Raw genomic sequence first — 17559 nt, forward strand, 5'->3', positions numbered from 1 at the left:
GCTTATTCCGTTCTTTCATAGCTGTATATTCGGTAACAAAGCCGCCGGAAATCACCGTTTTTTTGATGATCAGGGGTAGTTTGATGCTCCGCTCCGCAACGGTATCTTCAATGGTTACAGGAAGCTGAACCAGCAAACGGTACTTGTTTACCAGGTTATCAAGCCCCGCTTCATAATTCATTTCCTCCGTTATCGTTTTTGGCTGAATATTGTTTTTAATCTCAAGCATATTCTCCCCCGCTGACCGGATAGCAATCCGAAGCGGGGCATTTTTGCTTACTGTATTCTGGGTAAATGCAGTTTCAATGATTACCTGCAGGGTAAGCGGGGGCAGGCATTTTAACGTATCCGCTTCTTCAATGTTTGTTGTTAACTGCAAAGCGCTGCCATACCGCGCACGCAAAAAAAAATAATACGATTCAACAAACTTCAGCTCCGCTTCCAATGTTACCAACTGATCATCTTCATTACGCAGCATATACCGGTATACCTTGCTCATTTCATCAAGGAATTTTTCCGCGGCTTCCCCGTCTTCACTAATCAGGCTCGAAAGGGAATTAAGGCTGTTGAACAAAAAATGGGGATTAACCTGGCTCTTTAAACCCAGTAACCTGCTCTGGGTATATGCTTTCGACAGCTTTTCCGTTTCCTCCATACTTTCCTTCCAGCTATCATACCGTGCCACTCCTTCCATTAAAAAAGTGAGGAAAACATTAATGATACCCAAACCAATACAGCTCCATACAAAAGCCCGCTCGCTAAAAGTATAGTCCAGCAGGTCTATTTTTTCGTACAATCTGAAAAGCGTATACAAAAAAAGTACCGTAAGCAGCCAAAAAACAAGGATCATGAGGGTTAGCCTTTTAGTTACCTGCCATTCTGCCGGCAGGCGTTTTTTTAAAGCTACCGCTACAAAACCGCATAATATAAAATCAATGCACATCCCTACACAGCCTATTATTGTTGCTACTACAAACACTTTCCATTCTGAAAAGAACCGGCTGCCAAAAATGACACTGTTTACAATGCATATAAAAGGAACGGTTATCCAAAACATTACACTGTAATCCCTGGTTGTATATTGTGGTAATCGGATCCTCATATTGTTTTTACAAATTACCAACTTTTCCCGGTTTCACCTGTTTCTGCAAAATGAAGGGAAAATCAGGGTGTATGAATTGAGTAAAAAGCGGTATGAATTGTATCAACAATTATTTTACAGCAGCCCATTGCTGCGGCGCCGGCACAACATTTTGTACAGGGTTCGCAGACTGTAAAAAGTAAACACCGCTTTAATATCAGCGTCGGTTAACTGCCCAAAATTGGGCCATGGCATAGGTGGCAATAACGGCCTGGTATTATCCAATCCCTTAAATTTTTCTTCACGAAGCGCTTTTCTGAACTGTGCTTCCGACCAGTTGCCGATGCCGGTAGGATCGCTGGTTAGATTGGCAGCGAATGAAACGCCCCGGGGCCCGGCGGATGCTGTAAGATCCGGGTTAAAAAGAACCCACCCTTTTTTTATTTCATCGCCATTTACTTCGATTGTACGCATAACAATAACATTAAGCATTAATAAAAACATGTTAGTGCAAAAGTATAAAGGACGTTTACCTGCTCCCATAACAGGATGTATGAAATGCTATTACTGCCTGATGAACTGTTTAAATGAAAAGCAGGAATTTTAGTTAAACATATCCAAACGCCAAACCTGTGGCATATACTTTGCGCTACGCTGAATGTAATAATATGCTATGGAGAAAGTAAAAAAAAAGACAATGCAACCCTATACGCCTGCCTCAAAAATGATAACGGTTTATTCCCGCAGTGAGCAGCCTGCCGAAAGGGAAGAAACCAAACCGGTTTTTACTTTATATCCTAAAGTGCAAATGCCGGCGGAGCCTCATGGTTATTTAAAGGCAAATGAACACGACTGTTTTTAACAGGATTACACGATAATGGTATAATAATTGAAACCTACCGGGTAAACAACCAGCATGCGTAAACAAAAATGGTTCCCTGCAATAATTTTGATAGCTGTTACTTTTTTATTCAGTGGCTGTACGATAGTAGAAGGCATTTTTAAAGCGGGCATGTGGTGGGCATTTTTTTTAGTGGCGCTTGTTATTGTACTTATACTATGGATTATATCAAAGACCAGGAAAAAATAGGGACACGGATTGTAGAAATAATTCCCCTTGTGTTTTACTGATAACAGGGCAGGGCATCCAGGCATTTTTTTCAGATATACCTTTTTACCATTTCAAGCAGGTATTTTACTTCAAAAGGTTTTTCAATATAAGCATCTGCACCGGCCTCTTCAGACAGCTTACCGATTTGCGGGTTAGCAGAAATCATTATAACCGGTATATGAGCAGTTGTTCGCTGCTGCTTCAGGTAACGGCAGATGTCGGTGCCATCCACACCGGATAACTGTTTATCCAGCAAAAAAAGATCGGGCAGGTTGTATGCGTTATTCAGCAGGTCATCGCCATTGGAAATAACCTGCACCTGATAGCCTGCTGTTTCAAAAATCATTTTAAAAATGTCGCGAATACCAGGATCATCGTCAGTAACTACTATTTTCTTCATAACTACGTTCCATTGGTTTAAACGGTATTATAGCACAGGTTAATTAAGTAAATGGTATTCTTTTTTAAACACGGGTTTCAAAAGGCTTACCATATGAATCCGGCCATGCACCATAACCAACAAATCGAGCTGGATATCGGTAGATATCAGTTCATCATAAGGCTCGAAAACATTTTTAGCCAGAAAGATATCCCTGGATATGGTGATCACTTTAATCCCGTATTGTTGCTCTAATTCCCCGGTTATATTACTCAATCCTTCATGATCCTGCGCCATGACAACCATATTAAACCCGTCTTTTGCAAAAAGATCAGCCAGCCCATCATCTGCCTCACCTGCCGGCCCGGTAATTAATGCATAATGAAAATATGCTTCCATAATATATAATTTGCTACCAGTAAACAATAGCAGTAGGGCTATTATTGTGCCGGGTAATGATGCACATACAAAAGGGATAAAATAACTATGCTTCAGCAACCGGTTTTTTTCTCGGTTGGAGCTTATAGTTCGCCTCGCCTGTTTCATCGAGTGAATGCGAAGAATGGATGTCCTTTTCTTTTTCGGCTCTTTCAGACAGCTTAATATAAAATTTCTTCAGGATCATCAGCTCCTCTTCGGTCAGATCCTCAATATCCACGAGACGGTTACTCGCCCTCTCGTCACTGGCAATTAATTCGTTCAGTTTTAAATGAATAGCCGCCGTATCCTTGTTTTGGGATTGCTGGATAATAAAAACCATGAGAAAAGTAATGATGGTAGTGCCCGTGTTAATGACTAATTGCCAGGTGTCTGAATAATCAAACAACGGTCCTAACGCTGCCCAGAGAATGATAAGGCTTAAGGCAAGGATAAAAGCTGCGGGACTCCCGGTTTTCCGGGTAATCCAACCCGAAATTTTATTGAAGACACGTCCAATATTTGATATTTTCTTTTTTGAAGTGGGTTTATTCATTTTAGTGGGAAATAAGTGTATAGAAAGATGCTGTTTGTTAGCCTTCCCAGATCTTCACAATTCACAAACCATGCCATGAACATTGTGCCGGCCCGGGCCTCCGGGGGCAATACCCGTAAAGGCGGGTAAAAGATAATACCGGATCATCTCTTCAAAATATTCCTGGTCCCTCTCAATCGTGCCTGCGGGTAAACCGGATGATCCATTTTGGCATGCATTTTAAGCTGCTTATGTCATGTCGCTTAGTACTTATAAAAAAAAACGTATTTTCTCCAAAACGCCTGAACCCACCGGTGGAAAATCTAACATCGATGAACTGCGTTTCGTTATTCAAAAGCATGCAGCCACTAACCTGCATTACGATTTCCGGCTCGAAATGGCGGGTGTGCTCAAAAGCTGGGCTGTACCAAAAGGACCATCAACCGATCCCTCGGTTAAACGGCTGGCAATGATGGTGGAAGATCATCCTTTTGATTACAGGACCTTTGAAGGCATTATCCCTAAAGGACAGTATGGCGGAGGCGCCGTTATGATCTGGGATGAAGGCACCTATGAACCGGCTGCCGGGGATTTTACAGGAAAAAAAGAAAAAGAAAAGGCATTGCTGCGGGAACTGCATAAAGGAAAGATCGTTTTTGACCTGAACGGGGAAAAGCTAAAAGGCCGGTTTGCGCTTGTGCAATCTTCTTACCGCGGTGAAAATTCATGGTTGCTGATGAAAGTAAAAGATAAATATGCTAAAGCCACAGAGATACTGAAAAAAGAAAAATCTGTGGCTTCGGGCAGAACCTTAAAGCAAATTGAAAAAGATAGCTCATCGGCTGTTCATGGAAAAACGATCAAAAAAAACAGCACAGTAAAAAAAAACAATAAGCCCTCCGCTGCTAAAAAGGCAATAGCCGGTACGGGAAAAAAAATGAAATTTCCCGCCACGCTTCAACCCATGCTGGCCACCCTGGCAGATAAACCTTTTGATGAAGAAGGCTGGCTTTACGAAGTGAAATGGGACGGATACCGTGCTATCGCATTGCTTAACCATAAAAGCACCCATCTGCGTTCGAGGAATAATAAATCCTTTAATGAAAAATTTTACCCGGTATATGATGCGTTAAAAGCGCTGCAATTAAATGCAGTGCTCGACGGGGAAATTATAGTAGCCAATGAGGATGGATTATCCAATTTTGGCAAACTGCAGAACTGGCTCAGCGAAGCTGACGGTGAGCTGAAATTTTATGTATTTGATGTATTGTGGCTGAACGGCTATTCGCTTATGCAGCTTCCGCTGGAGGAAAGAAGGGAAAAGCTAACCGCCCTCCTGCCTGCTCATCCTGCAATACACATCAGCCAGGCTTTTGACACCACGGGAACGGAATTTTTTGAAACTGCAAAAAAAATGAAGCTCGAGGGTATCGTGGCAAAGAAAGCGGATTCATTATATATTCCGGGAACAAGATCGAAAGAATGGCTTAAAATTAAAGTGGACAAAAAACATGAAGTGGTTATTGGAGGCTATACGCAAAATGAAGGCAGCCCAAAACATTTCAGCTCCTTACTGGCAGGTGTGTACGAAAAAAACAAACTGGTATATACCGGTAAAATCGGAACCGGGTTTTCGGAGCAGGTGCAAAAAGAAATGATGGAACAGTTTAAGCCCCTCATTACAACAACCAACCCATTTACCTTTGAACCCGATATAAATAAGCCATCCCGCTTCCGTCCACGCCCTTCCCGGACAAGCGTTACCTGGTTAAAACCCAAATTAATCTGCGAGGTATCTTATACGGAGATGACCGACGATGGACTAATGCGGCATCCGGCTTTTGAAGGAATGCGGGAAGACAAGAAAGCACTGGATGTACACCCCGAAAAACCAGTATCAACCAAAGCATTACTGAAAAATAAAAACCATATGGTACAGGGGAAAAAAAATTTGGGTAAAAACAATAAACCCGAAAGAAAAACATTGCTGGACCCAAAGGATCAGCAACAGGAAAGAAAGATCAACGGGCATCCGCTAACCTTTACCAACCTCGGCAAATTATATTGGCCGAAAGAAAAGATCAGCAAACGCGATATGCTGAATTATTACTACCAGGCAGCGCCATACATATTACCTTACCTGAAAGACCGGCCTCAATCGCTCAACCGCCATCCAAATGGCATTAACGGTAAAAGCTTTTATCAGAAAGACGTGACGGGTAAAGTTCCCGGCTGGATAAAAACTTTTCCATACCACAGCGCAGAAGATGAAAGGGATAAACATTTTATGGTTTGTACAGATGAAGCCAGTTTGCTTTATATGGCGTCACTGGGATGCATTGAAATGAACCCCTGGAGCAGCCGTATACAGTTGCCTGATCACCCCGACTGGTGTGTTATTGACCTCGATCCGGATAACAATAAATTTGAGCAGGTTATAGCAGCAGCGCAGGTTACGCGGCAGGTGCTTGAAAGCGCCGGCGTTACATCTTATTGCAAAACCTCCGGCTCCACGGGCCTGCATATTTACATTCCATTGGGTGCTGCCTATACCTATGAATCATCTAAGGAATTTGCCCGGATGATCGTAACGTTCGTTCATGAGCAATTACCTGGGTTTACCAGTATTGAAAGAACTACGGCTAAACGCAAAGGAAAAATTTACTTAGACTTTTTGCAAAACCGCCCCCAGGCTACCCTGGCAGCGGCGTATTCGCTACGTCCAAAGCCGGGGGCAACAGTGTCTATGCCCCTCCATTGGGAGGAAGTAAAAAAAGGATTAAGTATGCAGGACTTTACCATTCATAATGCGCTGTCAAGAATGAAGCAGGAAGACGATTTGTTTAAGCCGGTTCTGGGAAAAGGGATCAATATGAAAAAAGTAATTACCGCTTTTGAGAAATTGTAAACCACCATGCTCCCGCTAAAGGTAACGCCATTTTTTACAACTCAACAATACTAAAATACTAAAATGCCAACTACGATAACCAAAAAACAGATCAGGAAACCCCAGCAGCAGCAAAGGCCGGGCTCAGAGCAAAAAATGCAGCCAAAGCCTGTATTTGATTACCCGCAGCAAAAGGAAGCAATAAGCTTCATCATAAAATTGCCCTTATAACGGGCGGCGACAGTGGCATTGGTAAGGCAGTAGCTATCCTATTTATTCCTGGCCTGTTCCGATTCCGGTTACATTTCGGGGCAGTTCCTTCATCCCAACGGAGGAGAGATTGTAAATGGATAATACGATAATGGATCTGCATGCTTGTAAGCACATCCCATTTGTTAGAGATGAGTTTTTTAATGCTACAGCAATAAATAAAAAGCAGTTGACATTTGCGATAAAGCCTGCCCGCTTTTTTCATTTTGATGAATACAGCACACACCAAATAAAAATCTTAACTTACTTTGTTTTCTTCCGGAGGGTTGGGTTAAAGGGTGAATAAAGTGCTTTGTTTTATGTTAACAACACAGTTTACAGGCAATAAAAGGCATCTCATTACCGGAGATGGTGAGATGGGTGAGCTTATCCGGAACTTTAACTGGAGCAATACCGCTTTAGGCTCATTTGAGAAATGGCCTCAGAGTTTGTATACCGCTGTTAATTTATGCCTCAATTCCAGGTTTCCGATGGTGCTTTGGTGGGGGAAAGACCTGGTAAAAATTTATAATGACGCCTATAGCATTATGCTGGGCACAAAGCACCCGCATGCCCTGGGCGCAACAGGAAAAGAAGTTTGGCCGGAGATATGGCATATTATAGGTCCTATGCTGGAGAGTGTGCTTCAAACAGGAAAAGCAACATGGTCCGATAATCAACTGCTGCTGCTTCATAGAAATGGCTTTACGGAAGAGTGTTATTTCACTTTTTCCTACAGTCCTGTTTATGGTGAAAACGACAAAGTAGAGGGAGTCTTTTGCGCTGTTACGGAAACTACCGATGCTGTTACTGTGGAAAGACAACTGCAAACACTGACTAACCTCGGAAAAAACATATTAAACCTCACGGGAGACCTGGAAGTATATCAAAAAAGCATCGAGGTTATTAAACAAAACCCCAGGGACTTTCCTTTTGCCCTTATTTATGAAGTGAGCCGTGATGGGAAAAAGCTTTCACTGGCAGACAAAACATCCGAAGACCTGGGACTTTTTTTCCCTTATGAAATTGACCTGGATAAACATGCCAGCCAGTTTCACGGATTGGCAGACGTGGCCAAAGGTAACGCCCCTGTAATAGCCGACGATCTGATGCAACGATTCGGGAATTTGCCCACAGGCGCATGGGATAGTGCCATTCATACGGCATTTGTATTGCCTGTAGCCCACAGCCAGCAAAAGATCCCTTATGCCATTCTGAAGATAGGCATCAATCCTTACCGTATCCTTAATGATAAATACCAAAATTTTTTTAAACTGATCGCCGACCAGATAGGATCAGGAATCAATAACAGCCGCATTTTTGAAACGGAACGAAAAAGAACCAGCGTGCTTGAAGAGCTCGATAAAGCAAAAACAGTTTTCTTTTCCAATATCAGCCATGAATTCCGCACTCCACTTACGCTCATGCTGGGGAACCTCGAAGAGCTGATCAACAGCCCGGAACACAGGCTCAGCAGCAGTGAAAAACAAAGTATTGAAACCACGCACCGCAACGCTATGCGGTTACTTAAGTTAGTAAATACCCTTCTCGATTTCAGCCGTATCGAATCGGGAAGAATAACGGCGCATTATTCGTTAACAGACATCGTACCCTTTACCGCCAGCCTGGCAGGTAATTTTCGTTCCACAATTGAAAAAGCCGGGTTAGCGCTGGAAGTAAAAACACAGGCCATTAAAGAACAGGTGTATGTTGACAAACAGATGTGGGAAAAGATCATTTTTAATTTATTGTCCAACGCATTCAAATATACACTTAAAGGAAAAATTACTGTTGCGCTGTTTGCTCAAAACAACCATGTTATCCTGGAAGTGCAGGATACGGGAGTGGGTATCCCCCAAAATGAGCTGCAGCGCATATTTGAGCGCTTTTACCGGGTGCAGCATGTAACCGGAAGAACATATGAGGGCACGGGTATCGGACTGTCGCTGACCCATGAGCTTGTTCGCCTTCATGGCGGCACTATCAGCGTGGAAAGCGGGGAAGGGAAGGGAAGCACCTTCAGGGTTTCTATCCCTTCCGGCAAAGCGCACCTGCCCGTTTCGCAAGTTAATAACATCCGCCAGGATATTGAAGATATCATTTCTGATTCCTATATAAAAGATTCATTTGCTTTACAGGAAAACTTAAAACCAAAAACAAACACAGCAACTGGTGCTGAAAATATAAACAGCAATACGCCGGCTGTATTAATTGTTGATGATAATGCCGACATGCGGGAATATCTTCAAAGCCTGCTCGAAAAAAAATACCGGGTATTTACGGCCGGCAACGGGCTGGAAGCTTTAGACATAATGAAAGATAAAAAGCCCCAGCTTGTTTTAAGCGATATAATGATGCCTGTTATGGATGGCATACGGCTGGTGGAAGAGATAAAGCAGAACAGGCAAACGGAACATATTCCTGTTATGCTTATTACAGCCCGCGCCGGGGAAGAATCAAAAATAGAAGGCTACGAAACAGGGGCTGATGATTACCTGGTAAAACCTTTTTCTGCAAAAGAATTGCTGGCAAGGGTGCATGCGCAAATCAGGATCGCCCAAACCAGAAAGCATGTCGAACACCAGCTGAATAGCTTGTTTGAGCAGGCCCCGGTGGCCATAGCCATAATGCGCGGGCCCGATTTTACTGTTGAGATCATTAATGAAATGGCCCTTGAGATCATTGGCAAGCCAAAAGCTCAGCTACTGAACAAACCACTTTTCGAAGTTATCCCTGAAGTAAAGGAGCAGGGATTTGAAGCCATTTTCAAAAGCGTGTTTAAAACAGGCAAAAGAATAGTGATTGAAGAAATGGAGGCACACATCCTGCGAAACGAAAACCTGGATGCTGTTTTTGTAAAGCTCGTTATTGAACCTTTCCGTGAAGAAAACGGAAGCATATCGGGGATAATGGCGGCTGCATATGATATTACAGAGCATGTAACTGCCCGCAAAAAAATAGAGGTAAGTGAACTGCGCTACCGCCGGTTAATACAGGGCATTTCCGTTGCGCTTTATACCTGCGATAAAGAAGGAAGGATTTTACTTTACAACCAGGCTGCCGTAGAGCTTTGGGGCCGCGAGCCTAAAGTGGGTACGGAATTATGGTGCGGTTCATGGAAAATATACCAGACCAATGGCGAGCTGCTTCCTTTAGATAAATGCCCAATGGCACTCGTTTTAAAATACGGCCGGGTTGAAACTTTTGAAATTATCATTGAACGCCCCGATGGCAGCCGCCGACACGTACTGCCTTATCCCCAACCCATATTAAACGACAAAGATGAAATAACCGGCGCTATCAATTTATTACTTGATATAACAGAAAATACAAAAATTCAAAAAGCCCTTCAGGTTAGTGAAGAAAGATTCAGCAATATTATAAGCCAGGTGGGCGCCGGAATTGCGCAAACCGATATTACCGGGAAATTTATAGCGGTAAACGAGCAGTACTGCCATTTGGTTGGCCGTTCCGAGCAGGAGCTCCTGGCATTACGCATTGAGGATGTAACACACCCCGATGACCGTGAGCAAAATATACTTTTATTGAAGCGCTGCGCAACGGAAGGGAAAAGCTTTACCATGGAAAAACGCTACCTCAGGCCCGATGGATCGGTGGTTTGGGTAAATAACAGCGTTTCATTAATAAAGGGTTCCGATAACCTTAGTTTTCTTACTGCGGTTAGCATTGACATTACAGAAGCCAAAAAAATGGAAGCACGCCTGATCGAAAGTGAAAACCGTTTCCGTAGTATGTCCGACACTATTCCCGTTATTATCTGGATAGCCGACAATAATGGCAATTGCATTTATCTTAATAAACAATGGTATGATTACACCGGTCAAACGCCACAGAACGCGCTGGGCGATGGTTGGCTTGAAGCAGTACATCCCGCGGAAAGGGAAATTACAACGGGTGCTTTTTTTGATGCAAAACCGAAGGAAATACCTTTTGTGCTGGAATTCCGCCTGAGAGATGAAGATGGCAATTACCGGTGGTTCCTCAATTCGGGACTTCCCAACTATAATGAAGACGGAGACCCTGAAGGATATATAGGATCATGCACAGACATTACGGATAATAAAAAGTTATCGCAGCAAAAAGATGAATTTATGAGCATTGTAAGTCATGAGCTCAAAACACCGGTAACTTCCCTGAAAGCGTTTACCCAGTTGTTGGAAATGAAGTTTTCAACCGCGGGTGACGAGGCTTCATCTGCCATTATGCGCCGTATGGACCTGCAGATAACGAAATTAAATACGCTCATCAGCGACCTGCTGGATATCACCCGTTTGGATGAAGGCAAGCTATCGCTGAAAGCAGAAGTTTTTTCCTTTACTGAACTGGTTAATGAAACTGTAGAAGATGTGCAGCGTATTGCTTCCACCCATACCATGATTACGGAAATATTTTTCAACTGCCTGTTAACCGGCGACCGGGATAGAATCGGGCAGGTACTCACCAATTTTATTACCAATGCCATTAAATACTCTCCCAAAGCCGATAAAATAATTGTAAGCGTTACCTTGCAAAACGATTCGGTGATCTGTGCCGTACAGGATTTTGGCATCGGTATCAATAAAAAAAATCAATCCCGTATCTTCAGCAGATTTTACAGGGTAGAAGGCGAAAAATTTGACACTTTCCCCGGACTGGGACTGGGCTTATATATATCGGCGGAAATTATAAGAAAACAATCCGGGAAAATATGGTTTGAAAGTGAGCCCGGGAAAGGATCCATTTTTTATTTTAGCCTTCCTGTTAATAAAGCATAAAACCAAATGGCAGGGAAAAAAATTCTTATTCTGGATGATGACAAGGATATCCTTGATTCCATGAGGATGGTATTGGAATTTAAAGGATACCAGGTACATACCTCTGCCCATGCGGAAAACTTAAACAGCATTTACGAAAAAGCACCCGACCTGATATTGATTGACCTCTGGATGTCGGGGGCAGATGGCTCGGATATTTGCAGGCATTTAAAAGATAATACCCATACCAAACATATACCCGTTATTATTATTTCTGCCAACGCCAATATTAAAGAGCTTAGCCATAATTGCAAAGCCGACGGCTATATTTCAAAGCCCTTCGAAATAGATGAGTTATTTTCAACAGTACGGCAACACACAGGAGATAGCTGACCAACCATTATTCCGGCTATTGCATTTACTGTATTAAAAACCGGAACGGCAGTACCACCTGGTGCCATTCCGGTTCTCAATCATCTTCAAAAACCCATGTCATTTTTGTTTCAAAAAACTGAAGAATTTTTGCAAAATAAAAGGTTGCTCATCAATTAATTATTAAACGAATTTGAATTTTGGCTGTTCAGAAATGAAAATCAGTTTTTTATTGTTTATGTTTTGAGTGTTTACCACATAGACATAGCACACAAAGAAAAAACCCATAGCAAGTTGTATAATGCCTATGTGAAATCTATGCCTATGTTTCTATGTGGTTCAACATCCAAAACTCCCGTTAAATGACTATGCAGACTGGCTGTCGCGCAATCTTTTGATTTCATCATGCGCTCTTCTCAGCTTCGTTTTTTGTTCAGCAATGAGCTGTACTACATCAGGCGATAATTCATCATCCGGCGCATTATCGAGAGCAGTTTTATAGGCTTTTTGTGCTGCATCTTCTCCGAATTCGCAGGATTCCAGAATAGATTTCCTGTCCTTTCCGCCAAAAGTCGCTTTTACATCCATCCATGCCCGGTAAATTTTTCCGCTTACTGTTGTAGAATCAGTGGCTGCCTTACCGGTTTGGTGAACATAATTTCTGAGCTCCGAAACATACTCCCGGCTTTCATTGGCCATTCGTGTAAAAAGCGCACGTAAATCGGCGTCCATAACTTCTGTTTCCTTAGCGGCTTTTTCATAACCTTCTATACGGTCGTTGTTGATCTGAATAAGATCATTTAATACAGCCGCGTTGTTTTCAGTACTGATCATAATTTTTTATTTTTTAAGATGATGAATGCATGCGATTTAAGCAAAAAGATATTATATATAAACCTTTTCCGGAAACTCCCGATGAGTAGATCGTAATATTATATATTATTTTGCCTAACAACATGGAATAACAGTAAAGACTTAAAAACCGTACCGTTATTTTTTTCACCTGTTGTATGTTTTTTAAAATGGGATTGCAAAAATTTTCGTGTAATAATTTCTACAATTCAAAACACGGTTTACCTGTTACGAAAAATGCCGGATGTAAAGCGTTGACGTAATCACTGGATCAAAAAACAAATAACATTTCATAGTGCATTATTGGCAGCATAATTGAAGCATACAGGAGTAACCAACAATTTGAAACTATGAAGTATGTAACGTTATCACTAGCAGCAGCATTACTGTTAAGTGTACCCGCACTTTCCCAGAATTTCCAGTTAGGCCTCAAAGGCGGGGTTAATATGAGCAATTTCCGCGGCAATGATTACCAGGATGTAAAAGCCAATACCCTGGTGGGATTTCATGCAGGCGCATTTGTAAATTTAAGATTTGGTGCTATCCTTTCCGTTCAGCCCGAATTGCTGGTGTCGTCGCAGGGCGCTAAATTAGAAAGCTCAACGCAAAAGGAAAACTTTAAGGCAACCTATGCTACATTACCGATCATGGTAAAGCTTCAAAGTCCCCGGGGCGGCCTGTATATTGAAGCCGGACCACAATTTGGACTTAAGGTAAGCGATAAGATCAGCGGCGTAAATACCGATGTTAAAAATCTTGACGCAGCGCTCGCGGCGGGTATAGGCTATCACAGTGCCATGGGGTTGGGCGTAGGCGCCCGTTATATTGCCGGATTGTCGAAAGTGGGAGATATAGATTTTGGCGGCGGAGTAAATCCCGATTATAAGAACAGCACCATACAGGTGAGCCTTTTTTATACCATTTTCAATAGAAAGTAATTTGTTACAACAACAGCCAGCGCCCTGCTTTTCAAAAAGATAAGCAGGGCGTTTTAATGCCGGAATGTAGAAATATTTCCCCCTTAAAATTGTCCCGCAATCCTTTTGAAAAATAATTTTTCATGTTTTCCAAAAAGATTGATTTGGGAGCTGCTGATAAACCAGATGCCTTTTCCGGCGCTTGTATTCTACTTACATTCTTTTATGCCGGGCTTCCCGGGAAATAGCATGTTGCTATTGTTAAGCATGGCCCTTCTTTTGATGAAGTATACAATAGCTTTCTAACAAGTTCCTTCTCAATCATTATTTTTTAACCCGCTTATAATTTTAATATATGCCTGCCAAAAAAACAAAGCCTTCCTTAAAGAAAAATGAAGCAACAAACCGGGAAACTGAAATAACAAATGAAAAGCTCGATAGCATGGAGCAGCACAAAGAAGCCGGGACAGACGAGTTCTTAACCACTAACCAGGGATTAAAGATCAACGATGATCAAAATTCATTGAAGGCCGGCAACAGGGGCGCTACCCTGCTTGAAGATTTCATTTTCAGGGAAAAGATTACCCATTTCGATCATGAACGCATACCTGAAAGGATCGTACATGCCAGAGGAAGCGGGGCGCATGGCGTTTTTAAAGTATATAAATCTATGGCTGCTTATACAAAGGCCAACTTTCTTATTGATCCCTCTATCGAAACGCCTGTGTTCGTTCGGTTTTCTACAGTGGCCGGTTTTCGTGGTTCCACAGACCTGGCAAGGGATGTAAGAGGCTTTGCAGTAAAATTTTATACACAGGAAGGTAATTTTGACCTGGTGGGTAATAACATGCCCATATTTTTTATCCAGGACGCTATCAAATTTCCCGACCTGGTTCATGCGGTTAAGCCCGAACCGCATAATGAAATACCACAGGCTGCCTCTGCGCATGATACCTTCTGGGACTTTATCTCTTTAATGCCTGAATCAACCCATATGATCATGTGGCTGATGAGCGACAGGGCTATACCACGGAGCTTAAGGATGATGGAAGGCTTTGGTGTACATACTTTCCGCTTTGTTAATGAAAAGAATGAAGCCTGCTTTGTAAAGTTTCACTGGAAACCATTGCTGGGCGTTCATTCGGTAGCATGGGACGAAGCGCAGCAGATTTCGGGAAAGGATCCCGATTTTCACCGCCGCGACCTGTGGGAAGCTATTGACAATGGCGCCTTTCCCGAATGGGAGCTGGGCGTGCAGATTGTACCCGAAAAAGATGAACACAAATTTGAATTCGATTTGCTTGACGCCACCAAAATTATACCCGAAGAACTGGTTCCGGTGCAGCGGATCGGCAAAATGACGCTGAACCGGAATCCCGATAATTTTTTCGCAGAAACAGAGCAGGTAGCCTTTCACGTAGGACATATTGTACCGGGCATTGATTTCACCAACGATCCTTTAATGCAGGGCCGTTTATTTTCTTATACCGATACGCAACTGATCCGGCTGGGCGGTCCTAATTTTCACGAAATACCCATTAACCGTTCCATTAACACAGTGCACAATAACCAGCGCGATGGGTATATGCGCCAGCAGGTCAATAAGGGCCGGGTAAGCTATCATCCAAATTCCCTGGGCGGGGGCTGCCCTTTCCAGGCAAAAATGGCGGAAGGTGGTTTTACTTCCTATGCAGAAAAAATAGATGCAAAAAAAGTAAGGGAAAGGAGCAGGAGCTTTTTTGATCATTTCAGCCAGGCAACCTTATTTTACAACAGCCAGTCGGAGCCTGAAAAAAATCATATCATTGACGCTTTATCATTCGAACTGGGCAAGTGCGAAGTGGAAGCCATCCGCCAGCGCATGGTGAATATATTAGGCGAAATAGATAAAGGGTTGGCCGCAAGTGTGGCCTATAACCTGGGACTGAGTGTGCTAAAACCCGAAAAGCCCATTAATAAAAGTATACCTGCAGATGGTGTTGAAAAGAACTTTGAGCCATTGAAAGTAAAAAGCAGTTTGCTGAAATCGGAGGCGCTGAGCATGGCCAATACCAAAAAGGATACCATACGCACCAGAAATATAGCCATACTGGCCGCTGACGGCGTAAACGAAAACGCTATAGCAGTTATGCAAAAAGCATTACTGGCCGAAGGTGCAACAACAGATATTATCTCTCCCAAGCTGGGCACCATAACAGCAGGGAACAATGCCGTGATCAAAGTTGACCAAAGTCTGCTTACAGCGGCTTCTGTTATGTACGATGCGGTATACGTACCTGGTGGCACAAATAGTGTTGCCACACTTGCCGGAGAGCCTGATGCCGTTCATTTCTTAAACCAGGCATTTAAGCATTGTAAAGCCATTGCTGCGCACGGGGAAGCCACCCAGGTATTGGAAGCTACTTATTTTGGTAAGAAACTCAGTCCTAAAATACAGGAAGAAGGTTTACTGGTTAACAAAGAGGTTAAGGCGCTGGCTAAAGATTTTATTGCGGCCATTGCAAAACACCGGTTCTGGGAAAGGGAAAAAGCACGTAAGGTTCCTGCGTAAAGTAATATCCTGTATGGCTTGCTGCATCTGCCTCTGCCCGGTGCTGTTAAATGTATTTTTGATACCGGCATAAAATATGAACAAAATAAAATGGCATATCGGGTGCTCCGGTTTTCATTACCGGGAATGGAAAGGGCGTTTTTACCCGGAAGGCCTTCCTCAAAAAAAATGGTTTGAATTTTACAGCACACAATTCAATACGCTTGAACTGAATGTTACGTTTTATCGCTTTCCGCAGTCAGCGGTATTGGAGCGCTGGTACACGCAAAGTCTGCCGAACTTTTGCTTTGCCGTAAAGGCCCCAGGGTTAATTACCCATTATAAGCAGTTTAATGAGTGTGAAAGCCTTCTGAATGATTTTTACGATGTGGTACAGCATGGCTTAAAGGAAAAGCTGGGCGTGGTGCTGTTCCAACTCCCACCTTCTTTTACTTATAGTACGGAACGGCTAACCCGCATTGTTCAAAACCTCCGTTCCGGAGTGCATAATGTAGTAGAATTCCGTAACGCCGGCTGGTGGAAGCCTGAAGTATACGAGACACTGAAAGCAAATAAAATAACTTTCAGCGGCATCAGCTATCCCTCACTTCCCGCTACGGCAGTGGTAAATCATGCAATAGCCTATTACCGGTTTCATGGGGTGCCCCAATTATATTATTCAGCGTACACCCACCCGGTTTTGGAGGAAGTGGCCGGGAGCCTGTTGAAAAATAAAAATGTAAAGGAGGTTTTCCTGTATTTTAATAATACAGCTTCCATGGCTGCCATTGAAAATGCCATGTGGATCAAAGCATATGTAAATAAGGATTGATTTCAGATTAAATAACCTGTGCTGGTCTATGATTTCCGTGGATCAGCTTCCCGTTTTTTTTGCTCGTCAATCCGCCTGTTTGCTCTCATGGTTTGCCAGTACGACTTTCCATAATCAACCAGTATTTCCTCACCTGCCTTTATATCCCTGGTAGCTTTAATGTACACCCGTTTTTTTATAGTGGCATACACTGCATTATTACGCAGCCCTTTGATTTTCCCAACACCCTTTGCATCGTTGGCATATCTTGCCAGTGCTTTACTATAGGGCTGTGCGTTAATAACATGATTGCGGTTCACATACATGATATATACATTGTCCGCTTCCTTTTCTTTTACCTCGTTCCACGTGGTAACCCGGCCCTTATATTCGATAATACGGGTTCCGGAAGGAATGAAGGATTGGGTAAATAATCCTTTGCCGGCCTGTGGCAGGGTTGACTTTTTTATAACTAATTTAATATCGTCCGCCATATATATCTTGGTTCTGCCTGACGTTTAATCCCTTCTTTTTTCAAAGGTCATAACTGTCACAAAAAGTGATAAATATAACCTTTAGTTTTCAAAAACATATTTTATAACGTTTGCAGGGTGCATTCCAAATTAACCGAGCTGCGTGTCAGCAAAACATAGGATATACCCTA

16 protein-coding genes are annotated in these 17559 nt (G+C 42.8%); 8 read left to right on the forward strand and 8 right to left on the reverse strand.

The genetic code is table 11. The annotated features are described in order from the left end of the window. Both PLE34_RS19830 and PLE34_RS19835 read right to left on the reverse strand, forming a co-directional pair. A partial coding sequence (locus PLE34_RS19830; protein WP_324559831.1) for a sensor histidine kinase occupies window positions 1–1102 on the reverse strand: 1102 nt, incomplete at its 3' end. Between the two features lie 114 nt (window positions 1103–1216). Continuing rightward, on the reverse strand, window positions 1217–1555 hold the full coding sequence (locus PLE34_RS19835) for a hypothetical protein (RefSeq protein WP_324559833.1): 339 nt from the start codon (window positions 1553–1555) through the stop codon (window positions 1217–1219). A 199-nt stretch (window positions 1556–1754) separates the two neighbouring features. On the opposite strand from PLE34_RS19835, the gene PLE34_RS19840 reads away from it, so the two are divergent. Further along, entirely contained in the window at window positions 1755–1943 is a 189-nt protein-coding gene (locus PLE34_RS19840) for a hypothetical protein (RefSeq protein WP_324559834.1), read from the forward strand. Between the two features lie 5 nt (window positions 1944–1948). On the opposite strand, the gene PLE34_RS19845 is transcribed toward PLE34_RS19840, so the two are convergent. The 4 genes from PLE34_RS19845 to PLE34_RS19860 form a co-directional block, all read right to left on the reverse strand. Then, complete coding sequence (locus PLE34_RS19845) at window positions 1949–2095, reverse strand: hypothetical protein (RefSeq protein ID WP_324559836.1); 147 nt, start codon at window positions 2093–2095, stop codon at window positions 1949–1951. Between the two features lie 146 nt (window positions 2096–2241). Beyond that, window positions 2242–2592 (reverse strand): response regulator, encoded by a 351-nt coding sequence (locus PLE34_RS19850; protein WP_324559838.1) that lies wholly within the window; start codon window positions 2590–2592, stop codon window positions 2242–2244. A 39-nt stretch (window positions 2593–2631) separates the two neighbouring features. Beyond that, window positions 2632–2970 carry a Rossmann-fold NAD(P)-binding domain-containing protein gene (locus PLE34_RS19855; protein ID WP_324559840.1) on the reverse strand — a complete coding sequence of 113 codons (339 nt, stop codon included), beginning with the start codon at window positions 2968–2970 and terminating at the stop codon, window positions 2632–2634. An 85-nt stretch (window positions 2971–3055) separates the two neighbouring features. Then, complete coding sequence (locus PLE34_RS19860; RefSeq protein ID WP_324559842.1) at window positions 3056–3544, reverse strand: low affinity iron permease family protein; 489 nt, start codon at window positions 3542–3544, stop codon at window positions 3056–3058. A 235-nt stretch (window positions 3545–3779) separates the two neighbouring features. Here PLE34_RS19860 and ligD point away from each other — a divergent pair, with 235 nt between their 5' ends. The 4 genes from ligD to PLE34_RS19880 all read left to right on the forward strand — a co-directional run bounded on the left by ligD (window position 3780) and on the right by PLE34_RS19880 (window position 11806). Next, complete coding sequence (gene ligD, locus PLE34_RS19865; RefSeq protein WP_324559844.1) at window positions 3780–6431, forward strand: DNA ligase D; 2652 nt, start codon at window positions 3780–3782, stop codon at window positions 6429–6431. 63 nt (window positions 6432–6494) lie between these two features. Continuing rightward, on the forward strand, window positions 6495–6641 hold the full coding sequence (locus PLE34_RS19870) for a hypothetical protein (protein ID WP_324559846.1): 147 nt from the start codon (window positions 6495–6497) through the stop codon (window positions 6639–6641). 338 nt (window positions 6642–6979) lie between these two features. Then, the gene (locus PLE34_RS19875; protein ID WP_324559848.1) at window positions 6980–11434 is read left to right on the forward strand and encodes a PAS domain S-box protein; all 4455 of its coding nucleotides are present in this window, start codon (window positions 6980–6982) and stop codon (window positions 11432–11434) included. A 6-nt stretch (window positions 11435–11440) separates the two neighbouring features. Then, on the forward strand, window positions 11441–11806 hold the full coding sequence (locus tag PLE34_RS19880; protein WP_324559849.1) for a response regulator: 366 nt from the start codon (window positions 11441–11443) through the stop codon (window positions 11804–11806). A 345-nt stretch (window positions 11807–12151) separates the two neighbouring features. Here the strand turns inward: PLE34_RS19880 and PLE34_RS19885 are convergent, their stop codons facing one another. Further along, window positions 12152–12619 carry a PA2169 family four-helix-bundle protein gene (locus PLE34_RS19885; RefSeq protein WP_324559851.1) on the reverse strand — a complete coding sequence of 156 codons (468 nt, stop codon included), beginning with the start codon at window positions 12617–12619 and terminating at the stop codon, window positions 12152–12154. 368 nt (window positions 12620–12987) lie between these two features. Between PLE34_RS19885 and PLE34_RS19890 the strand changes: the two genes are divergently transcribed. The 3 genes from PLE34_RS19890 (at window position 12988) to PLE34_RS19900 (ending at window position 16916) form a co-directional block, all read left to right on the forward strand. After that, a complete protein-coding gene (locus tag PLE34_RS19890) occupies window positions 12988–13575 on the forward strand; it encodes a porin family protein (protein WP_324559853.1) in 588 nt (195 codons plus the stop codon). A gap of 334 nt (window positions 13576–13909) precedes the next feature. Then, window positions 13910–16105: a catalase gene (locus PLE34_RS19895; protein WP_324559856.1), complete on the forward strand. Its 2196-nt coding sequence runs from the start codon at window positions 13910–13912 to the stop codon at window positions 16103–16105. A 76-nt stretch (window positions 16106–16181) separates the two neighbouring features. Then, window positions 16182–16916, forward strand: a complete 735-nt coding sequence (locus PLE34_RS19900) for a DUF72 domain-containing protein (protein WP_324559858.1) — start codon at window positions 16182–16184, stop codon at window positions 16914–16916. A gap of 26 nt (window positions 16917–16942) precedes the next feature. On the opposite strand, the gene PLE34_RS19905 is transcribed toward PLE34_RS19900, so the two are convergent. Beyond that, window positions 16943–17389: an SET domain-containing protein gene (locus tag PLE34_RS19905; protein ID WP_324559860.1), complete on the reverse strand. Its 447-nt coding sequence runs from the start codon at window positions 17387–17389 to the stop codon at window positions 16943–16945. Window positions 17390–17559 lie beyond the last annotated feature (170 nt).

This window comes from Agriterribacter sp., from assembly GCF_035445465.1.
Lineage (GTDB): Bacteria > Bacteroidota > Bacteroidia > Chitinophagales > Chitinophagaceae > Agriterribacter.

Bases quoted from the DNA above. Each gene is read 5' to 3' on its own strand.
- PLE34_RS19835 (WP_324559833.1), bottom strand. From the start codon at position 1,555: ATGCGTACAATCGAAGTAAATGGCGATGAAATAAAAAAAGGGTGGGTT.
- PLE34_RS19840 (WP_324559834.1), top strand. From the start codon at position 1,755: ATGGAGAAAGTAAAAAAAAAGACAATGCAACCCTATACGCCTGCCTCA.
- PLE34_RS19845 (WP_324559836.1), bottom strand. From the start codon at position 2,095: ATGCCCGCTTTAAAAATGCCTTCTACTATCGTACAGCCACTGAATAAA.
- PLE34_RS19850 (WP_324559838.1), bottom strand. From the start codon at position 2,592: ATGAAGAAAATAGTAGTTACTGACGATGATCCTGGTATTCGCGACATT.
- PLE34_RS19855 (WP_324559840.1), bottom strand. From the start codon at position 2,970: ATGGAAGCATATTTTCATTATGCATTAATTACCGGGCCGGCAGGTGAG.
- PLE34_RS19860 (WP_324559842.1), bottom strand. From the start codon at position 3,544: ATGAATAAACCCACTTCAAAAAAGAAAATATCAAATATTGGACGTGTC.
- ligD (WP_324559844.1), top strand. From the start codon at position 3,780: ATGTCGCTTAGTACTTATAAAAAAAAACGTATTTTCTCCAAAACGCCT.
- PLE34_RS19870 (WP_324559846.1), top strand. From the start codon at position 6,495: ATGCCAACTACGATAACCAAAAAACAGATCAGGAAACCCCAGCAGCAG.
- PLE34_RS19875 (WP_324559848.1), top strand. From the start codon at position 6,980: ATGTTAACAACACAGTTTACAGGCAATAAAAGGCATCTCATTACCGGA.
- PLE34_RS19880 (WP_324559849.1), top strand. From the start codon at position 11,441: ATGGCAGGGAAAAAAATTCTTATTCTGGATGATGACAAGGATATCCTT.
- PLE34_RS19885 (WP_324559851.1), bottom strand. From the start codon at position 12,619: ATGATCAGTACTGAAAACAACGCGGCTGTATTAAATGATCTTATTCAG.
- PLE34_RS19890 (WP_324559853.1), top strand. From the start codon at position 12,988: ATGAAGTATGTAACGTTATCACTAGCAGCAGCATTACTGTTAAGTGTA.
- PLE34_RS19895 (WP_324559856.1), top strand. From the start codon at position 13,910: ATGCCTGCCAAAAAAACAAAGCCTTCCTTAAAGAAAAATGAAGCAACA.
- PLE34_RS19900 (WP_324559858.1), top strand. From the start codon at position 16,182: ATGAACAAAATAAAATGGCATATCGGGTGCTCCGGTTTTCATTACCGG.
- PLE34_RS19905 (WP_324559860.1), bottom strand. From the start codon at position 17,389: ATGGCGGACGATATTAAATTAGTTATAAAAAAGTCAACCCTGCCACAG.